This window comes from Biostraticola tofi, assembly GCF_004343195.1.
In the GTDB taxonomy this organism is placed as follows: domain Bacteria; phylum Pseudomonadota; class Gammaproteobacteria; order Enterobacterales; family Enterobacteriaceae; genus Biostraticola; species Biostraticola tofi.
In genome coordinates this window covers 521558-537317 of the sequence record NZ_SMCR01000002.1, presented here as the reverse complement: position 1 = coordinate 537317, position 15760 = coordinate 521558, and the positions used below count along the sequence as shown (strand labels likewise).

Genomic DNA, 15760 nt, shown 5'->3' with positions numbered 1-15760 from the left:
TGGCTAAGCATGATAAACAGTCAATGGCTGTTCCGATGGCGGGGGCTTTCAAAAACAGGCGAACCCTGCGAAGGCGAACGCATCGGCACTAGCCGGAAGGCAGTCTGCCGGCTGTTGGTGCGTGAAGGCCTACAGCCATTCAGCGTGCATCTGTCAGGTTATCTGCCGGCGTCTTATTGGCAGCGGGCCGCACTTATCGAATTATCTCTGCAGCTTGCCTCGCTGCTCGGCGCGGGATTGCCTTTACGTGATAGCCTGCATCTGCTGGCGGAAGACCATCCTGGCGCCGGCTGGCGCTGTGTATTGGCATCCCTGGCGGCCCGCATTGAACAGGGACAGTCGCTCTCAATCGCCCTGACGGCGTTTCCCCAGGTATTTCCGGCAACCTGGCCGCCGATGGTAACCCTGGGCGAAATGACCGGCCGGCTGGATCAATGCTTCAGCCAGCTAGCCGACAATGAGGGAAACGTGCAACTGTTGAAGCAGCAGGTGATACAGGCACTGCGGTATCCGTTATTTGTCTGTTTCACCGCTGTCCTGGTACTGGTGGGCATGTTCACCTTGGTGCTGCCGGAGTTTGCCCGCCTCTATCAAAGTGCCGGAGCGGTATTGCCGGGCCCGACTCGGGCGCTGCTGACGCTGGCTGAGGTGCTGGAGCGCTATGGCCTGCTCTTGCTGGCAATGATGTCGCTGCTGGCGATGGTTTATCGGCGCACATTAAGGCAAAACCCTGTCTGGCGACAGGTCACAGGCAGGCTGCTGCTGCGTCTGCCTATGCTCGGACGGGTCATCAGGCACCATAATATCTACCTGCTGTTCAGGACACTTGCCATGACACATCCTGCGGGCATCACCCTGGATAACGGCCTGGCCCTGGCGGCAGCCACCGCCAGCCATCAGGCCTATCATCTGGCCATTATCGAATTTATTACCCATATCCGTCATGGCCATGCTTTCAGTCAAGCCCTGTTGAACCACAAACTCTTCCCGCCCCAGTGCCGGCTGCTAATAAAAACCGCCGAGTATGCCGGTACACTCGACGACATTTTCGGGCAACTTGCCGGTCTTCATGAGCAACGCACCCGGCAACTGGCCAGAGCATTGACGCAATGGGCCGAACCGCTGCTGTTGCTTATCGTTGGCGGTATGGTATGCGGCCTGGTGTTCGTTCTTTACCTGCCGCTACTGGATCTGGGAGAGGTCATGGGCCATTTCTGAACCCTGGATCCCCTGGCTCATCATGATAGGAAAAAGCAGATTTCAGATTAAGATCTCAGATAAGCAAGTAAGCAGGTAAGCAGGTAAGCAGGTAAGCAGGTAAGCAGGTAAGCAGGTAAGCAGGTAAGCAGGTAAGCAGGTAAGCAGGTAAGCAGGTAAGCAGGTAAGCAGGTAAGCAGGTAAGCAGGTAAGCAGGTAAGCAAGAAGCCTGAGCTCCCTGCTTATCTTTAGCAAGCGTTAAAGCTGGGTAAATACCCGGTTTTCCTGCTCGGCCACCCGTATGAAGGTGGTCCGCTTGGTCAGTTCCTTAAGACGGGATGCACCCACATAAGTACAGGCAGAGCGCAAGCCGCCCATGATATCCCGGAGGGTATTTTCCACCGGCCCGCGCAGCGGCAGCTTGACCGTCTTGCCTTCGGCCGCGCGGTATTGCGCAACACCGCCGACATGGCGGTTCATGGCGGATTCAGAGCTCATACCATAGAACAGCATGAATTTTTCGCCATTCTCTTCGACCAGGGTGCCTTCGCATTCATCATGGCCGGCCAGCATGCCGCCGAGCATTACAAAGTCCGCTCCGCCGCCGAACGCCTTGGCGACATCGCCAGGTACCGAACAGCCGCCATCGCTGACGATCTGGCCGCCAAGGCCGTGAGCTGCATCCGCACATTCAATAACCGCTGACAATTGCGGGTAACCAACGCCGGTTTTAACCCGAGTGGTACAGACCGAGCCCGGGCCGATGCCGACCTTGACGATGTCCGCACCAGAAAGAATAAGCTCTTCCACCATCTCACCGGTAACGACGTTACCCGCACAGATGACGTTATTAGGGAAGGCTTCACGGGCCTTCTGCACAAACGTCACGAAATGTTCGGAATAGCCGTTGGCCACGTCGATACAGATGAATTTAAGCTTAGAAGATAACGCCAGGATAAGCTTGAGCTTGTCGAAATCGGCATCCGAGGTGCCGCTGGAGACCATGACATGGCGAAGTACCGATTCTGGACTCTCGGCAATAAAGCTGCGCCACTGCTCGACAGTATAATGTTTGTGAACCGCGGTAAGAACCTCAAAGGAGGCCAGCACCCGGGCCATCTGAAAAGTGCCTACGGTATCCATATTGGCGGCGATGATCGGCACGCCAGACCATGAGCAACCTGAGTGATGGAAAGTATAATCGCGCTGGAGTTCAACATCAGAGCGGCTCTTGAGGGTAGAGCGCTTGGGGCGAATCAGTACATCTTTGAAGCCTAATTTGAGATCTTCTTCAATACGCATCTGCAGTATTCCTGGTGTATGGCGATAAATCGCATGTAGGGGGCTAAGGTAAATAATTGCCAATTCCAGTGACGGTATCATACACCGGATTATTCTTATCGCAAGACTGCGAAAGCCGACTGTTTTACGCTACAATCGTACAAATTTACCGACGAACTTCCGGTGCACCGCAGTCCCGTGAGCTGCCGCAGGCATCATCGCCCGTAAGGCCTGTGCCAGGCCCGACAATAGCAAGCCGGAACCGACAGTGAATATCACGCCTGGAAATGTCGCTGTATCAGGGTGGAGTGTGGACCATATGCATTTTATTGTTGCATTGACCGGCGGTATCGGCAGCGGCAAGAGCACCGTTGCCGATGCTTTCGCCCGGTTAGGCGTCACCATAGTGGATGCCGATGTCATTGCCCGTCGGGTAGTCGAGCCGGGCACCCCGGCGCTGAAGGCTATTATTGCGCGCTTTGGCGCAGAGGTACGACAGGCGGATGGCGCACTTGATCGCAGAGCGCTGCGCCAGCGTATATTCAGCTCCGAAGACGATAAAATCTGGCTTAACGGGCTGCTCCATCCCCTGATTCAGCAACATACTGCGCAACAATTTGCTGAAGCCACCGGCGACTATGTGCTCTGGGTGGTGCCGCTGCTGGTGGAAAATCAGCTGCAGCATCGAGCCAACCGTGTATTGGTGGTTGATGTGGACGTGGAAACCCAGATAAATCGCACCCTCAAGCGTGATGGCGTAGACCGCCGGCAAATTACCCGCATTCTTGCCGCCCAGGCGACCCGAGAACAGCGATTAGCCATTGCAGACGATATTATTGATAATAATGGAAACCCGGACGATATCGTCGAGCGCGTGGCTGCCCTGCATCGTTGTTATCAGGCATGTGCGGCATCAGCAACCCGACAGGATTGATAAAATGAGTAACGTCGACGCTACCCCGACCACGGTGCTTTTCGAGCATCCCCTTAATGAAAAAATGCGGACCTGGCTCCGTTTGGAATTTCTATTACAACACATATTCGACAGCCCGCCGCTGGCGACTATTTCAAATACGCTGCCTTTCTTTCGCACCCTTTCTGATCTGCTGGATGTGCTTGAGCGCGGGGAAATCCGCACTGATATGCTCAAAGAACTGGAGCGACAACAGCAAAAAATGCGCCAATGGGAAGGCGTGCCCGGCGTGGATACCGAACGCGTCCTGACAGTCAGGGACGAGCTCAAGCAATGCGCCAGCATACTGATGTCGGCTCCACGTCTTGGGCAGGCGCTGCGGGAAGACCGGCTGATTGCGGCAGTACGCCAGCGGCTTTCGATACCCGGAGGATGCTGCAGCTTTGACTTGCCCTCATTGCATATCTGGTTGCATCTGCCCCAATCTTCTCGGGACAGTCAGAAAAACGAGTGGCTGGTGACTTTGCTGCCGCTGCACAACACCCTTATTTTATTGCTGGGCATGGTGCGTAACTCTGGCCAGTTCAAGCAGCAAATCAGTCTGAATGGCTTTTTCCAGGACAATGCCGACGAGGGCGAACTGCTGCGGATGCGCATCCCGCTGGAGCATCAGCTTTATCCCCAGGTTTCAGGACATAAAACCCGTTATGCCATTCGTTTCCTGTCTCTGGACAGTGAAAAAGGCGTTCCACCGAATCGCCTGTCATTCGAACTGGCCTGCTGTTAGGAAATGAAAATATGAATGATGAAGTAATTGAAGTTGAATGCCCTACCTGTGGCAACACCGTCGTCTGGGGACAGCAGAGCCCCTATCGGCCGTTCTGCAGCAAACGCTGCCAGCTGATTGATCTGGGTGAATGGGCCGACGAGGAAAAACGCATTCCCAGCGATAAACAGGTGACCGACAGTGACGATTGGAGTGAAATCCAGCATTGAGTACTACGGCGGCATTGCCATGAAAGCCAGCACCGGCAATGCACGCTGGCATTTAACCGGGAAGCCAGGCCGTAAAAAAGGCCTGGCTTGGCTGTCTCCACTGTGAACCTTCTCAGGTTTAACCCAATTCCGTTACGTTGCATCATGCTAACGGATAACAGTAGCGGCCTTTAGGTCGAGGCTTTCAACTGACGAATAATGGCGGCATTCACCGGCGGGAAATCTTCAGGATCCAGCTCCTGCTGCGGGCACCAGCGTACCGGCTGTCCTTCATTGCCACAGGGTTCGCCTTTCCACTGCTCGACCAGATAAAAATAGAATGCCATCTGGCGATCGCCAAAGTTGTGCTGGCCGGTAGATAAAAGCGTGGCCTGCCCGACGTCAATGCCCGCCTCTTCATGCAGCTCACGGGTTAGCGCCTGTAGTGGCGTTTCACCGTCTTCCACTTTACCGCCGGGAAACTCCCAGAAGCCGCCCATATGCGCCTTTTCAGGACGCTGTGCGATGAAGATTTCATGCTGGGGGTTACGTATGATCCCTACCGCAACGGTACGTGATGTCATTGCCTCCCCCTCTCCCTGTCAGGTTATCGTGTTGGTAAATACTGGCGTCTGCCGATCAGGATGATCGGCAAACCGGACCGTGCTGCAGCTGGCCGTGGCTTAATGCCGCAGCTAGTGCTCAGCTTGCCAATGCTGCAGCTGGCCGCGTTTTAGTGTTGCAGCTTGCCGTGACACTGTTTGTATTTCTTGCCGGATCCGCACGGGCAGGGATCGTTACGTCCTACCTTGCGGCCTTCCGGGGCCAGTTGCTGCGGTGCGGCTGGTTCGGCAGGCAGTTCCTGATGGCTGAGCTGCTGTTGTTGCGCCAAGCGCTCTGCCTCTTCACGACGTTCGCGTTCCATGGCCTCCACTTCTTCCGGCATGCGCACCTGTACTTTACTCAGGGTGCTTATCACTTCGTATTTCAGTGATTCCAGCATAGCGGCGAACATGGCGAATGACTCACGCTTGTACTCCTGCTTCGGATCTTTCTGCGCGTAACCGCGCAGATGGATACCCTGACGCAGATAATCCATTGCCGCCAGATGCTCTTTCCACAAAGAATCCAGCGTTTGCAGCATGACGCCTTTTTCGAAATTGCGCATCATGTCGCTGCCGACCACTTCCTCCTTGCGCTGATACTCCTCCAGGGCGACGGTCAGTACGCGCTCGCGCAGCGTTTCTTCATGCAGTCCAGGCTCTTGGTCCAACCATTCGGCTATCGGCATCGTCAGGTCGAAATCGTCCTTCAAGCGCTGCTCCAGCCCGGGGACGTCCCACATTTCTTCCAGCGACTGCGGCGGAATATGGTTGTCCAGGATGGTTTTTAGCACGTCTTCACGGATACTTTTGACGGTGTCACTGATGTCAGCCACATCGAGTAATTCATTACGCTGAGTATATATGGCGCGGCGCTGATCGTTGGCGACATCATCATATTCCAGCAATTGCTTACGGATATCGAAGTTGCGGCTTTCCACTTTGCGCTGGGCATTGGCAATAGCCTTGGTCACCCATGGGTGCTCAATGGCTTCGCCTGGTTTCATACCCAATTTACGCATCATGCCGGATACCCGATCAGAGGCGAAAATACGCATCAGCGCATCTTCCATCGACAGATAGAAACGCGATGAACCGGCATCGCCCTGGCGACCAGAACGGCCACGCAACTGATTATCGATACGGCGTGATTCATGTCGCTCGGTGCCGATGATATGCAGGCCGCCGGAGGCCAGCACCGCATCGTGGCGAATCTGCCAGGCGGCTTTCAGATCGGCTATCTGTTGTTCGGTCGGCTCTTCCAGGGCAGCAATCTCCGCCTGCCAACTGCCGCCCAGTACGATATCGGTACCGCGACCCGCCATGTTGGTGGCAATGGTAACGGCTTTAGGCTGGCCAGCCTGGGAGACAATATCTGCTTCCATGGCATGGAACTTGGCGTTCAGCACTTTATGGTCGATACCGGCTTTTTGCAGCTCATTGGACACCACTTCTGATTTCTCGATCGAGATAGTCCCGACCAGTACCGGCTGTCCCCGCTCGGTGCACGCCTTGATGTCCTCGATGATCGCATCGATCTTCTCTTTTTCAGTCATATAGACCAGATCCGGCATATCTTTACGGATCATCGGACGGTTGGTCGGCACAACGATGGTATCGAGCTTGTAAATGCTGCTGAACTCAAAGGCTTCGGTATCGGCGGTCCCGGTCATCCCGGCCAGCTTGTCATACAGACGGAAATAGTTCTGGAAGGTAATCGATGCCAGAGTCTGGTTTTCATTCTGGATAGCGACATTTTCCTTGGCTTCGACCGCCTGATGCAGGCCATCAGACCAGCGACGACCCGGCATGGTGCGGCCGGTATGTTCGTCGACAATAATCACTTCGCCGTCTTTAACGATGTAATCTACGTCGCGGGCAAACAGCACATGGGCGCGCAGGGCGGCTGTCACGTGGTGCATCAGCATGATGTTGGCCGGCGAATAGAGCGACTCGCCCTCATCCATGATCTCCGCCTGGACCAGCAGCTCTTCGATCAGCACCAGACCGCGTTCGGTCAGGTTGACCTGACGTGATTTTTCATCCACCGAGAAGTGACCTTCTCCCTGGAAGGAGTCGGAATCCTCTTTGTCCTGACGGATAAGATGGGGAATAAGTTTATCAACCCGCATATACATTTCGGAGCTGTCTTCCGCCGGGCCGGAAATAATCAGCGGTGTACGGGCTTCATCGATAAGGATGGAGTCAACCTCATCCACTAAGGCGTAATGGAGTTTCCGCTGCACGCGTTCTTCAGGGCTGAAGGCCATGTTGTCGCGCAGGTAATCGAAGCCGTATTCATTGTTGGTGCCATAGGTAATATCGGCGGCATAGGCGGCGCGCTTGGCCGGAGCCGGCAGACCGGGCAGGTTGATACCGACCGACAGTCCGAGGAATTCAAACAGCGGGCGGTTGTTTTCGGCATCGCGCTGGGCCAGATAATCATTGACGGTTACCACATGCACGCCTTTGCCGCTCAGGGCGTTCAGGTAAGCAGGCAGGGTGGCGGTCAGGGTTTTACCTTCACCGGTACGCATTTCTGCGATACAGCGATCGTTCAGCACCATGCCGCCCAGCAGCTGCACGTCAAAGTGACGCATATTGAATACGCGCTTACTGGCTTCGCGTACCACGGCAAAAGCCTCTGGCAGCAGGCTGTCTACCGTCTCGCCTTTCTCCAGGCGGTCACGAAACTCGACGGTTTTGGCGCGCAGCTGGTCATCAGACAGCTTTTGCACCTCAGGCTCCATCCGATTGATGGCATCAACGTGTTTACTCATGCGTCGCAGCGTTCTGTCGTTACGACTACCGAAAATCTTGGTCAGAATTGAAGATATCATGTCAGTTATAATCTCATCACGGCCGCGCACGGGCGCAGTCGGCAAATATATAAAATAATAAAATAAGGGGCTACTGCGTTACGATAGGCTTATGTGGCGAGGTCCGGCACGGATTTCATGTACCTGGGCAAGGCGAATTACGCTACGATGATCGATAAGGGCGGCAGGTCTGGCGACAGGTGTGCGATAAGGTCTCGCCAGCGGCACGGCATCATGGGTCAACAGGGCGTTAAGCGTGCTGATTAATACCTGATGCTGGGCGTTGAGTGGTTCGGCGCTTTCGGCAAGCGTGGTATGAAATGTGGAACCACCGGGCGCCGGTACCCAGGTTACGGTGAGATGGCGTATAACGGTACGGATGGCGTGCTGATGCCAGTAATCAACGCCATAGCCGGTGCGGCGGGGCGTTTCCCTCAGCCGCGACAGGTCACCAAAGCTGGCGGCAATGACATTATGCCGGCTGAGGTTGGCGAAAGTGTTCGACTGCGGGGTCGGTTCCTGAGCGCCGCTGGGTAAATAAGGCACGCCAAAACTCGCCGCAACCATCCCCAACAGGAGATGTGGCCAGAAATAACGTCTGCTAAATTGTCGCCAACGATTTAGAATACCCATTATACCTTAATCATTCCGCCGGAGTTTTATGCGCGACAGTCGTCCACACGCCATTGAAAGTTTGTTTGACCAAGCCGCGAAACCCGGACACGCTTCCCTGCAGCTGATTCAACAACGCGCGTTGGCGCTGCTCAAACTCAATAACGCTTTGGCAGGTCTATTACCGGCACCGATGAAACCCTGGTGCCGCGTGGCTAATTTCCGCCAGGGCGTATTGGTTATTGAAACCGCCAACGCCAGTTGGATGATGCGGTTACGCTATGAGCAATCAGGGTTATTATCCGCATTACGTGCCCAGATTCTACCATCATTGTCATCAATCGACATCAGGATTAACCCGGCCTTGGCGACAAAAGGCCATTCAAGCGGACAAAATAGCGGCGGTTCTCACCAGACGGTCAAGGTGGAGAAGATTGAAGGTCGTAAATTAGGGGTCCAGAGCGCGGTAGCGATTCGTCAGTTGGCGGCAAGAAGCCCGGAAAAACTGAGAAAAATACTGGAACGACTGGCGGAGCAGGCCGGAGAGAGTGCCGACCCCACCCGTCGTTAAGAGTTAAAGCAGTTCTTTGTGCAGATTTCCGCGCCTGTCAGGCCAGAACCAGCGAAGGCGCCTTGAAGGCCAGCGGCATTTCTGCCTCGTCTTCGAAGGTCACCAGCTCCCAGGCTTCCTGACGTGCCAGCACTGCCTGTAACAATTTATTGTTCAGAGCATGGCCGGATTTATACGCCGTAAATGCGCCAATGACGTTATGGCCACACATAAACAAGTCGCCGATGGCGTCCAGCAGTTTATGGCGAACAAATTCATCTTCGAAACGCAGACCGTCTTCATTCAGTACCCGGTAATCATCGACAACGATGGCGCAATCGAAACTGCCGCCCAGGCACAGGCCGCGAGATTGAAGATACTCAATATCGCGCATGAAGCCAAAGGTTCGGGCACGGCTGATTTGCCTAACGAACGATTCGGCGGAAAAATTCAGGAAATAACGTTGCGAGCTTCCATCAATCGCAGGATGTTTGAAGTCAATGGTAAAATCGAGCGTAAAACCGTTATAAGGTTTGAACTCGGCCCATTTGTCGCCATCCTCTACCCGGACCGTTTCCTTAAGGCGCAGAAATTTCTTGGCGCTATTAAGTTCTTCGATACCGGCATCCATCAGCAGATAGATAAAGGGGCTGGCGCTGCCGTCCATAATAGGAATTTCAGGCGCATTGACTTCAACGACGATGTTATCGATGCCCAAACCCGCCAGAGCAGCGTTGAGATGCTCAACGGTAGAGATACGGACATCATGCTCATTGACCAGGCAGGTCGCCAGCATGGTGTCCCGTACCGATTTGGCGTCCGCCGGAAAATCCACCGGGGGAGTCAAATCCGTACGGCGATAGATGACCCCGGTGTTTGCCGGTGCAGGGCGCAGTGTCAGTGTGACCTTTTTGCCGGTGTGTAAACCCACGCCGGTGGCCTGCACAATACGTTTTAATGTCCGCTGTTTGATCATCAGTTTATCTCGCAATGTTATCCATACCGCCTACCCAGCATTATACAGCAGGGCTAGCGGCATAGTTTAGCACAAAGAGCGGCGATACTAAATAACCAGGCATCAGTCAGCCTGTTTACGCAGAAACGCCGGGATATCCAGGTAATCAGGTTCTTTGCCTGGCTGTCCATTCTGCTCATTTACCGCTTTGGCAGCCGTTTTCTGCTCTTGAGCAGAAAGAGGCGACATGCCGTGGGCGTGCTGCTGGTAGCGATTGTCGATCGGCTGGCTGGTCTGTTTGTTGGTCACCAGCGTTATCTCAGGACGCTTGTCCATACCGATACCGGTCGCCACCACGGTCACGCGCAGCTCGTCGTTCATTTCCGGATCAAGTGAAGTCCCGATCACCACAGTGGCGTTATCGGATGCAAACGCGCGGATGGTATTACCCACGGTTTCGAATTCATCCAGACGCAGGTCGAAGCCAGCGGTAATGTTGACCAGCACGCCGCGAGCGCCGGACAGGTCGATGTCTTCCAGCAACGGGCTGGAAATCGCCATTTCAGCCGCTTCTTCCGCACGATCTTCGCCACAGGCAACGCCGGAACCCATCATGGCATAGCCCATTTCGGACATCACGGTGCGTACGTCGGCAAAGTCGACGTTCATCAGGCCGGGACGGGTAATCAGTTCGGCAATACCCTGGACTGCGCCTTTCAGCACATCGTTAGCCGCACCGAAGGCATCCAGCAGCGAGATTCCGCGGCCGAGCACTTTAAGCAACTTGTCGTTGGGAATGGTAATAAGCGAGTCGACATGCTTGGACAGTTCAGCGATGCCCTGCTCGGCAAAGGCCATACGCTTCTTGCCTTCGAAATTGAAGGGCTTGGTCACCACGGCAACCGTCAAAATGCCCAGCTCCTTCGCCACTTCAGCCACTACGGGTGCCGCACCCGTACCGGTGCCGCCACCCATACCGGCGGCGATGAACACCATATCGGCGCCTTCCAGCGCGGCACGCAGCGCTTCACGGTCTTCTTCGGCGGAGTTACGGCCTACTTCAGGGTTGGCACCGGCTCCCAGCCCCTTGGTGATGCCGCCGCCAATCTGGATAGTCTGGCCGACCGCTGTTTTGCGCAATGCTTGGGCATCGGTGTTGACGGCGAAAAAGTCTACGCCTTCAATGCGTTCGCGCACCATGTGCTCGACGGCATTACCACCGCCGCCGCCGACGCCGATGACTTTGATCACCGCGTCGTTGGTTAATTCCATAGGTTCAAACATAGTTTCTCTCCGTTTTGTGCCTGTCGCTACAGACTCGGCCGCCTGCACAGCATGAGTCCGTCAGTAAACAATTAAAACTCTTTCCTCAACCAACTGCTGATCCGCTTAAACCAGGTTCCGACTGAGGTACGTTTTTCTACTTCTATCTCACCACTCAGGTGAGACTCTTTTCCGTAATGCAGTAGCCCGACGGCGGTTGAATAATATGGAGCCTGCGCATAATCGGTCAGGCCGGTAATATTCAGCGGCTCGCCGATACGTACCTGAGTATGGAAAACTCGCTGGGCACAGGCCGCCAGGCCGTCAATTTGCGCCGCGCCACCGGTTAAGACGATGCCTGCGGCCAAATGGTGTTTCGCTCCCTGCTGGCGAAGCTGTTCCTGCAATTGCAGAATTTCATCGTTCACCAGGTTCAGCAATTCGGTATAACGTGGTTCTATCACCTCAGCCAGCGTCTGGCGCTGAAGGCTGCGTGGCGGACGACCGCCGACACTTGGCACTTCAACGCTCTCGTCTTTGCTGACCACCGAGCCCAGTGCGCAGCCGTGACGGACTTTAATCGCTTCAGCATCGGTCGGTGGCGTGCCGAACGCATAAGCGATATCGCTAGTGACGACATTGCCGGCATAAGGAATGACTTTGGTATGCCGTAGCGCGCCAGCGGTATACACCGCCATATCCATAGTACCACCGCCGATATCCACTACGCAGACGCCCAACTCACGTTCATCTTCAGTCAGCACCGCATAACTTGACGCCAGACCGGCAAAGATAAGTTGGTCCACTTTCAGACCACAACGTTCCACGGCTTTTACAATATTCTTTGCCATATCATTATGGCAGGTAATCAGATGAACCTTGGCCTGCATTCGCACACCTGACAATCCGACCGGGTTTTTGATCCCTTCCTGATAATCAATGGCGTAATCCTGTGGGATCACATGCAAAATCCGGTGTTCATCGCGCACTCGCACCGATTTCGCGGTGTGAACCACATTTTCTACATCTTCCTGTGTAACTTCTTCTTCTGAAATAGGAACCATCCCTATTTCGTTCTGGCAGCTGATATGCTTACCGGATAACGCCAGATAGACCGAAGATATCTGGCAGTCCGCCATCAGTTCCGCCTGATCGATGGCGCGCTGTACGCATTTCACCACTGACTCCAGGTCGTTGACGCCGCCTTTATCCATGCCCCGGGACGGGCAACTGCCCACACCAATGATATTTACCATGCCATCGGGCAGAACTTCCCCTACCAGCGCGGCGACCTTCGCCGTACCGATCTCCAGTCCAACTACCAGTTTTCTGTCCGTCGACTTAATCATTGTTGTTTAGCCTGTGCCTGATTCTGTTGCTGATTACTATTCTGCTCGTCGATAAACGCCGGAGCCCAGCCGACTGCAAGGCCGGTTTCATAACGCAGATCCACATAACTTAACCGCTTATTATCGGTCCGGGCCTGCTGGAGTAGAACCGGATAAATCCCGATAAACCGCTGAATACGCCGTGTTCTGTCATCCCGGCCCAGTTCAAGCCGGATATCGTCCTGCAGCGTCACCTGCCAGGAGTGACGAGCGCTCATACTGACCGTCTTCAGCGTAAATTTGTTTTCTGCCATCAGCGGGTTCATGGCGCGGTAACCGGCCAAAACATCCTGTTCACTGCCCTCAGGACCATAGAGCATTGGCATGGACTGTTTCCCCACCCGCTCGGCAGGAACGCTGAAGGATTTACCGGTCGCATCAAGCATGTGCAAATCGTTCCAGCGCGCCACCGGGACATATTCGACCAGATGGATTTTCAGTTCATTGGGCCATTGTTTACGCACACTGGCCTGCTTTATCCACGGCAGCCGTTCAATCTGCTGCTGAATAACATTCACATCCTGGGTCATAAAGGTGCCTGGCGCGCCAAGCGCCAATATCGCCTGGCGAATATCATCATTGGTGGTGAAATGACGCTCACCGGTCAGCACCAGCCTTGACAGCGGCAGACGATGCGCGTCCTTCATCCAACCCACCACCATCCAGCCGCCCCAGACCATGGTTCCCAACACCGCCAGCAGGAACAGCAATCCCAGCAGTTGACCGCCGTTGCTGCGCCCGGTGGTGGTATTTTCCGCCTCGCGGTTGCGTACATTGATGGCTGCCTGGGACATATTAATTCGCCAATGCCAGAATACGGGTAACCAGACCGGCGAAGTCTATGCCGCTCTGTCGTGCCGCCATCGGCACCAGACTGTGGTTGGTCATGCCCGGAGAGGTGTTGGCCTCCAGGATATAAAGCCCGCCGTCGCTGTCCATCATGATATCCACCCGGCCCCAGCCGCTGCACCCCAGCGCCTGCCAGGCATCCATAGCCAGGCGGGCCAGTTGCTGTTCCTGATGTTCATCCTCGCCGCCCGGGCAAAAATAGGCGGTCTGGTCAGAAAGGTATTTGGCCTGGTAATCATAAAATATCGCGCTCGGCTTGATGCGCACCGAGGGCAGCGTCTCCGAACCGAGGATCGACACGGTAAATTCAGGTCCGCTCAGCCATTTTTCCACCAGCACTTCGTCGTCATAGCGGAAGGCATCTTCCAGGGCAATCGCTAACTCCGTCCGGCTTTCAGCCCGGCTCATGCCAACGCTGGAGCCTTCCCGGCTTGGTTTTACGATAACCGGCAGGCCCAAAGCCGCCAGCGCCGCATCATACTGCTCGCTGCCTGCCGCGTAATCAGCACGATTAAGCGCCACATAGGGCGGTACCGGCAATTTTTTGCCTTCCAGCAGCCATTTGGTGCGGGTTTTGTCCATGCACAGCGAGCTGGCCATCACACCGCTGCCGGTATAGGGCAATCCGAGGAAATCCAACACCCCCTGCAGGGTGCCGTCTTCACCTCCGCGCCCGTGCAGAGCGATAAACACCTTGTCGAAACCCAGCGCCTTGAGTTCCAGCGGCGATACATCACGGGTATCGATACCCGTGGCATCGATACCGGCTTCAATCAGGCCGGCCAGTACCGCCGCGCCCGACTGGAGGGAAACCTCGCGCTCGCTGGAATCGCCGCCCAACAGCACCGCTATTTTTTCAGCCATGGGCACCCCCGGTTAGCGCAGCGGGCTGGAGCTGGGTATCGGCCAGCCGGCGGGCTATCTTGCCGACGGTTCCCGCACCCTGCATCAGCACCAGATCGTTATCGGCCAGCGCCAGCGCCAGCGCCTCAGGCAGCGCATCCATATCCGATACCAGGATAGGATCCACTTTACCGCGCCCGCGAATGGTCCGGCACAGCGATCGGCTGTCGGCCCCGGGGATCGGCGTTTCACCGGCCGGATACACATCCAGCATCAGCAGAACGTCGACCCCGGAAAGCACATTGGCAAAATCATCAAATAAATCCCGCGTACGGGTGTAACGGTGCGGCTGGAATACCATCACCAGCCGTTTATCCGGCCAGCCGGCGCGCGCCGCTTTAATCGTGGCGTCCACCTCTGTCGGATGATGGCCGTAGTCATCGACCAGCATGACGTCACCTGACTTGCCGTTTACCTTGTCCAGCGGGTAGCTACCGAGGAAATCAAAACGGCGGCCGGTTCCCTGGAACTGCATCAGGGCCCGCAGGATATTGTCATCTTCAATGCCTTCTTCCGTAGCGACGGCAATGGCTGCAGCAGCATTCAGCGCGTTGTGCCGGCCGGGTGCGTTCAATACCACCTCGACAACCGGTTTATCCTGGCGTTGAACGGTGAAGAAGCCCTGAGCGCCCTCCTGGCGGTAAGACAGGATGCGTACATCGGCATCTTCACTGAAACCATAGGTGGTGATATGGCGGCCGACCCGCGGCAGCAATTCCCGGATCACCGGATCGTCAATACACATTACCGCACGGCCGTAGAACGGCAGGTTATGCAGGAAAGTGATAAACGTCTGCTTCAATACTTCAAAGTCGCCCTGGTAAGTATCCATATGGTCGGCTTCGATGTTGGTGATAATCGCTACCATCGGCTGCAGATGCAGGAAAGAAGCATCGCTTTCATCAGCCTCGGCGATCAGGTAGCGACTGCAGCCCAACCGGGCATGGACGCCAGCGGCCTTGACCAGCCCTCCGTTAACAAAGGTCGGGTCCAATCCGCCTTCGGCGTAAATACTGGCCACCATGGCGGTGGTGGTGGTTTTGCCATGGGTGCCGGCGATCGCGATACCGTTACGAAAACGCATCAGTTCAGCCAGCATTTCAGCACGCTGAATGACCGGAATGCGGGCCTCTTTAGCGGCGACGATTTCCGGGTTATCCGCAGAAATCGCGCTGGAGACCACCACAACACTTGCCTGACTGATATTTTCCGGGCGGTGGTTGAAAAACACCTGAGCGCCCAGCGCAATCAGTTGCTGGGTGACTGCGTTCGGCGCCAGATCGGAGCCGCTGATTTGATAACCTTCATTGGCCAGCACTTCGGCAATACCGCCCATGCCGGCACCGCCGATGCCGACAAAGTGGATCTGCCGCACGCGCCGCATTTCAGGTACCAGTGTTCGCAGTTTCGCCAGTTGTTGTGTATTCACGTAGTTATCACTTATTTGTCTGTT

At 55.4% G+C, this 15760-nt stretch carries 15 protein-coding genes; 5 read left to right on the top strand and 10 right to left on the bottom strand.

Features of this window, described 5'->3' with window-relative positions; all coding sequences use genetic code 11:
• Window positions 1-9: 9 nt before the first annotated feature.
• The gene (gene hofC, locus EDC52_RS06640) at window positions 10-1218 is read left to right on the top strand and encodes a protein transport protein HofC (protein WP_131864532.1); all 1209 of its coding nucleotides are present in this window, start codon (window positions 10-12) and stop codon (window positions 1216-1218) included.
• Between the two features lie 237 nt (window positions 1219-1455).
• Here the strand turns inward: hofC and EDC52_RS06635 are convergent, their stop codons facing one another.
• Complete coding sequence (locus EDC52_RS06635) at window positions 1456-2499, bottom strand: GMP reductase (protein ID WP_131864531.1); 1044 nt, start codon at window positions 2497-2499, stop codon at window positions 1456-1458.
• Between the two features lie 298 nt (window positions 2500-2797).
• Between EDC52_RS06635 and coaE the strand changes: the two genes are divergently transcribed.
• Genes coaE through yacG form a run of 3 tightly spaced genes read left to right on the top strand, consistent with a single transcriptional unit; the run spans window position 2798 to window position 4387 of the window.
• Window positions 2798-3412: a dephospho-CoA kinase gene (gene coaE, locus EDC52_RS06630; protein ID WP_131864530.1), complete on the top strand. Its 615-nt coding sequence runs from the start codon at window positions 2798-2800 to the stop codon at window positions 3410-3412.
• 4 nt (window positions 3413-3416) lie between these two features.
• Window positions 3417-4178 (top strand): cell division protein ZapD, encoded by a 762-nt coding sequence (gene zapD, locus EDC52_RS06625; protein WP_131864529.1) that lies wholly within the window; start codon window positions 3417-3419, stop codon window positions 4176-4178.
• An 11-nt stretch (window positions 4179-4189) separates the two neighbouring features.
• Complete coding sequence (gene yacG, locus EDC52_RS06620) at window positions 4190-4387, top strand: DNA gyrase inhibitor YacG (RefSeq protein ID WP_131864528.1); 198 nt, start codon at window positions 4190-4192, stop codon at window positions 4385-4387.
• Window positions 4388-4557: 170 nt separating this feature from the next.
• Here the strand turns inward: yacG and mutT are convergent, their stop codons facing one another.
• The 3 genes from mutT to secM all read right to left on the bottom strand — a co-directional run bounded on the left by mutT (window position 4558) and on the right by secM (window position 8420).
• The gene (gene mutT / locus EDC52_RS06615) at window positions 4558-4950 is read right to left on the bottom strand and encodes an 8-oxo-dGTP diphosphatase MutT (RefSeq protein WP_131864527.1); all 393 of its coding nucleotides are present in this window, start codon (window positions 4948-4950) and stop codon (window positions 4558-4560) included.
• 149 nt (window positions 4951-5099) lie between these two features.
• Window positions 5100-7808 (bottom strand): preprotein translocase subunit SecA, encoded by a 2709-nt coding sequence (secA, locus tag EDC52_RS06610; RefSeq protein ID WP_131864526.1) that lies wholly within the window; start codon window positions 7806-7808, stop codon window positions 5100-5102.
• 78 nt (window positions 7809-7886) lie between these two features.
• Entirely contained in the window at window positions 7887-8420 is a 534-nt protein-coding gene (gene secM, locus EDC52_RS06605) for a secA translation cis-regulator SecM (protein WP_230467967.1), read from the bottom strand.
• Between the two features lie 28 nt (window positions 8421-8448).
• On the opposite strand from secM, the gene EDC52_RS06600 reads away from it, so the two are divergent.
• Window positions 8449-8970 (top strand): DUF721 domain-containing protein, encoded by a 522-nt coding sequence (locus EDC52_RS06600; protein ID WP_131864524.1) that lies wholly within the window; start codon window positions 8449-8451, stop codon window positions 8968-8970.
• A 37-nt stretch (window positions 8971-9007) separates the two neighbouring features.
• On the opposite strand, the gene lpxC is transcribed toward EDC52_RS06600, so the two are convergent.
• From lpxC to murC, 6 genes are all read right to left on the bottom strand, one after another.
• Window positions 9008-9925: a UDP-3-O-acyl-N-acetylglucosamine deacetylase gene (gene lpxC / locus EDC52_RS06595; RefSeq protein WP_131864691.1), complete on the bottom strand. Its 918-nt coding sequence runs from the start codon at window positions 9923-9925 to the stop codon at window positions 9008-9010.
• A gap of 102 nt (window positions 9926-10027) precedes the next feature.
• Window positions 10028-11188 carry a cell division protein FtsZ gene (gene ftsZ, locus EDC52_RS06590; RefSeq protein ID WP_131864523.1) on the bottom strand — a complete coding sequence of 387 codons (1161 nt, stop codon included), beginning with the start codon at window positions 11186-11188 and terminating at the stop codon, window positions 10028-10030.
• Between the two features lie 71 nt (window positions 11189-11259).
• Window positions 11260-12516: a cell division protein FtsA gene (gene ftsA, locus EDC52_RS06585; RefSeq protein WP_131864522.1), complete on the bottom strand. Its 1257-nt coding sequence runs from the start codon at window positions 12514-12516 to the stop codon at window positions 11260-11262.
• Window positions 12513-13349: a cell division protein FtsQ gene (gene ftsQ, locus EDC52_RS06580; protein WP_131864521.1), complete on the bottom strand. Its 837-nt coding sequence runs from the start codon at window positions 13347-13349 to the stop codon at window positions 12513-12515. The genes ftsA and ftsQ overlap by 4 nt, the downstream gene beginning before the upstream one ends.
• 1 nt (window position 13350) lies before the next feature.
• On the bottom strand, window positions 13351-14268 hold the full coding sequence (locus EDC52_RS06575) for a D-alanine--D-alanine ligase (protein ID WP_131864520.1): 918 nt from the start codon (window positions 14266-14268) through the stop codon (window positions 13351-13353).
• Window positions 14261-15736: a UDP-N-acetylmuramate--L-alanine ligase gene (gene murC / locus EDC52_RS06570; RefSeq protein ID WP_131864519.1), complete on the bottom strand. Its 1476-nt coding sequence runs from the start codon at window positions 15734-15736 to the stop codon at window positions 14261-14263. The genes EDC52_RS06575 and murC overlap by 8 nt, the downstream gene beginning before the upstream one ends.
• Window positions 15737-15760: the final 24 nt, after the last annotated feature.

Excerpts from the sequence above, each read along its gene's own strand:
- hofC (WP_131864532.1), top strand. The coding sequence starts at position 10 with ATGATAAACAGTCAATGGCTGTTCCGATGGCGGGGGCTTTCAAAAACA.
- EDC52_RS06635 (WP_131864531.1), bottom strand. The coding sequence starts at position 2,499 with ATGCGTATTGAAGAAGATCTCAAATTAGGCTTCAAAGATGTACTGATT.
- coaE (WP_131864530.1), top strand. The coding sequence starts at position 2,798 with ATGCATTTTATTGTTGCATTGACCGGCGGTATCGGCAGCGGCAAGAGC.
- zapD (WP_131864529.1), top strand. The coding sequence starts at position 3,417 with ATGAGTAACGTCGACGCTACCCCGACCACGGTGCTTTTCGAGCATCCC.
- yacG (WP_131864528.1), top strand. The coding sequence starts at position 4,190 with ATGAATGATGAAGTAATTGAAGTTGAATGCCCTACCTGTGGCAACACC.
- mutT (WP_131864527.1), bottom strand. The coding sequence starts at position 4,950 with ATGACATCACGTACCGTTGCGGTAGGGATCATACGTAACCCCCAGCAT.
- secA (WP_131864526.1), bottom strand. The coding sequence starts at position 7,808 with ATGATATCTTCAATTCTGACCAAGATTTTCGGTAGTCGTAACGACAGA.
- secM (WP_230467967.1), bottom strand. The coding sequence starts at position 8,420 with ATGGGTATTCTAAATCGTTGGCGACAATTTAGCAGACGTTATTTCTGG.
- EDC52_RS06600 (WP_131864524.1), top strand. The coding sequence starts at position 8,449 with ATGCGCGACAGTCGTCCACACGCCATTGAAAGTTTGTTTGACCAAGCC.
- lpxC (WP_131864691.1), bottom strand. The coding sequence starts at position 9,925 with ATGATCAAACAGCGGACATTAAAACGTATTGTGCAGGCCACCGGCGTG.
- ftsZ (WP_131864523.1), bottom strand. The coding sequence starts at position 11,188 with ATGTTTGAACCTATGGAATTAACCAACGACGCGGTGATCAAAGTCATC.
- ftsA (WP_131864522.1), bottom strand. The coding sequence starts at position 12,516 with ATGATTAAGTCGACGGACAGAAAACTGGTAGTTGGACTGGAGATCGGT.
- ftsQ (WP_131864521.1), bottom strand. The coding sequence starts at position 13,349 with ATGTCCCAGGCAGCCATCAATGTACGCAACCGCGAGGCGGAAAATACC.
- EDC52_RS06575 (WP_131864520.1), bottom strand. The coding sequence starts at position 14,268 with ATGGCTGAAAAAATAGCGGTGCTGTTGGGCGGCGATTCCAGCGAGCGC.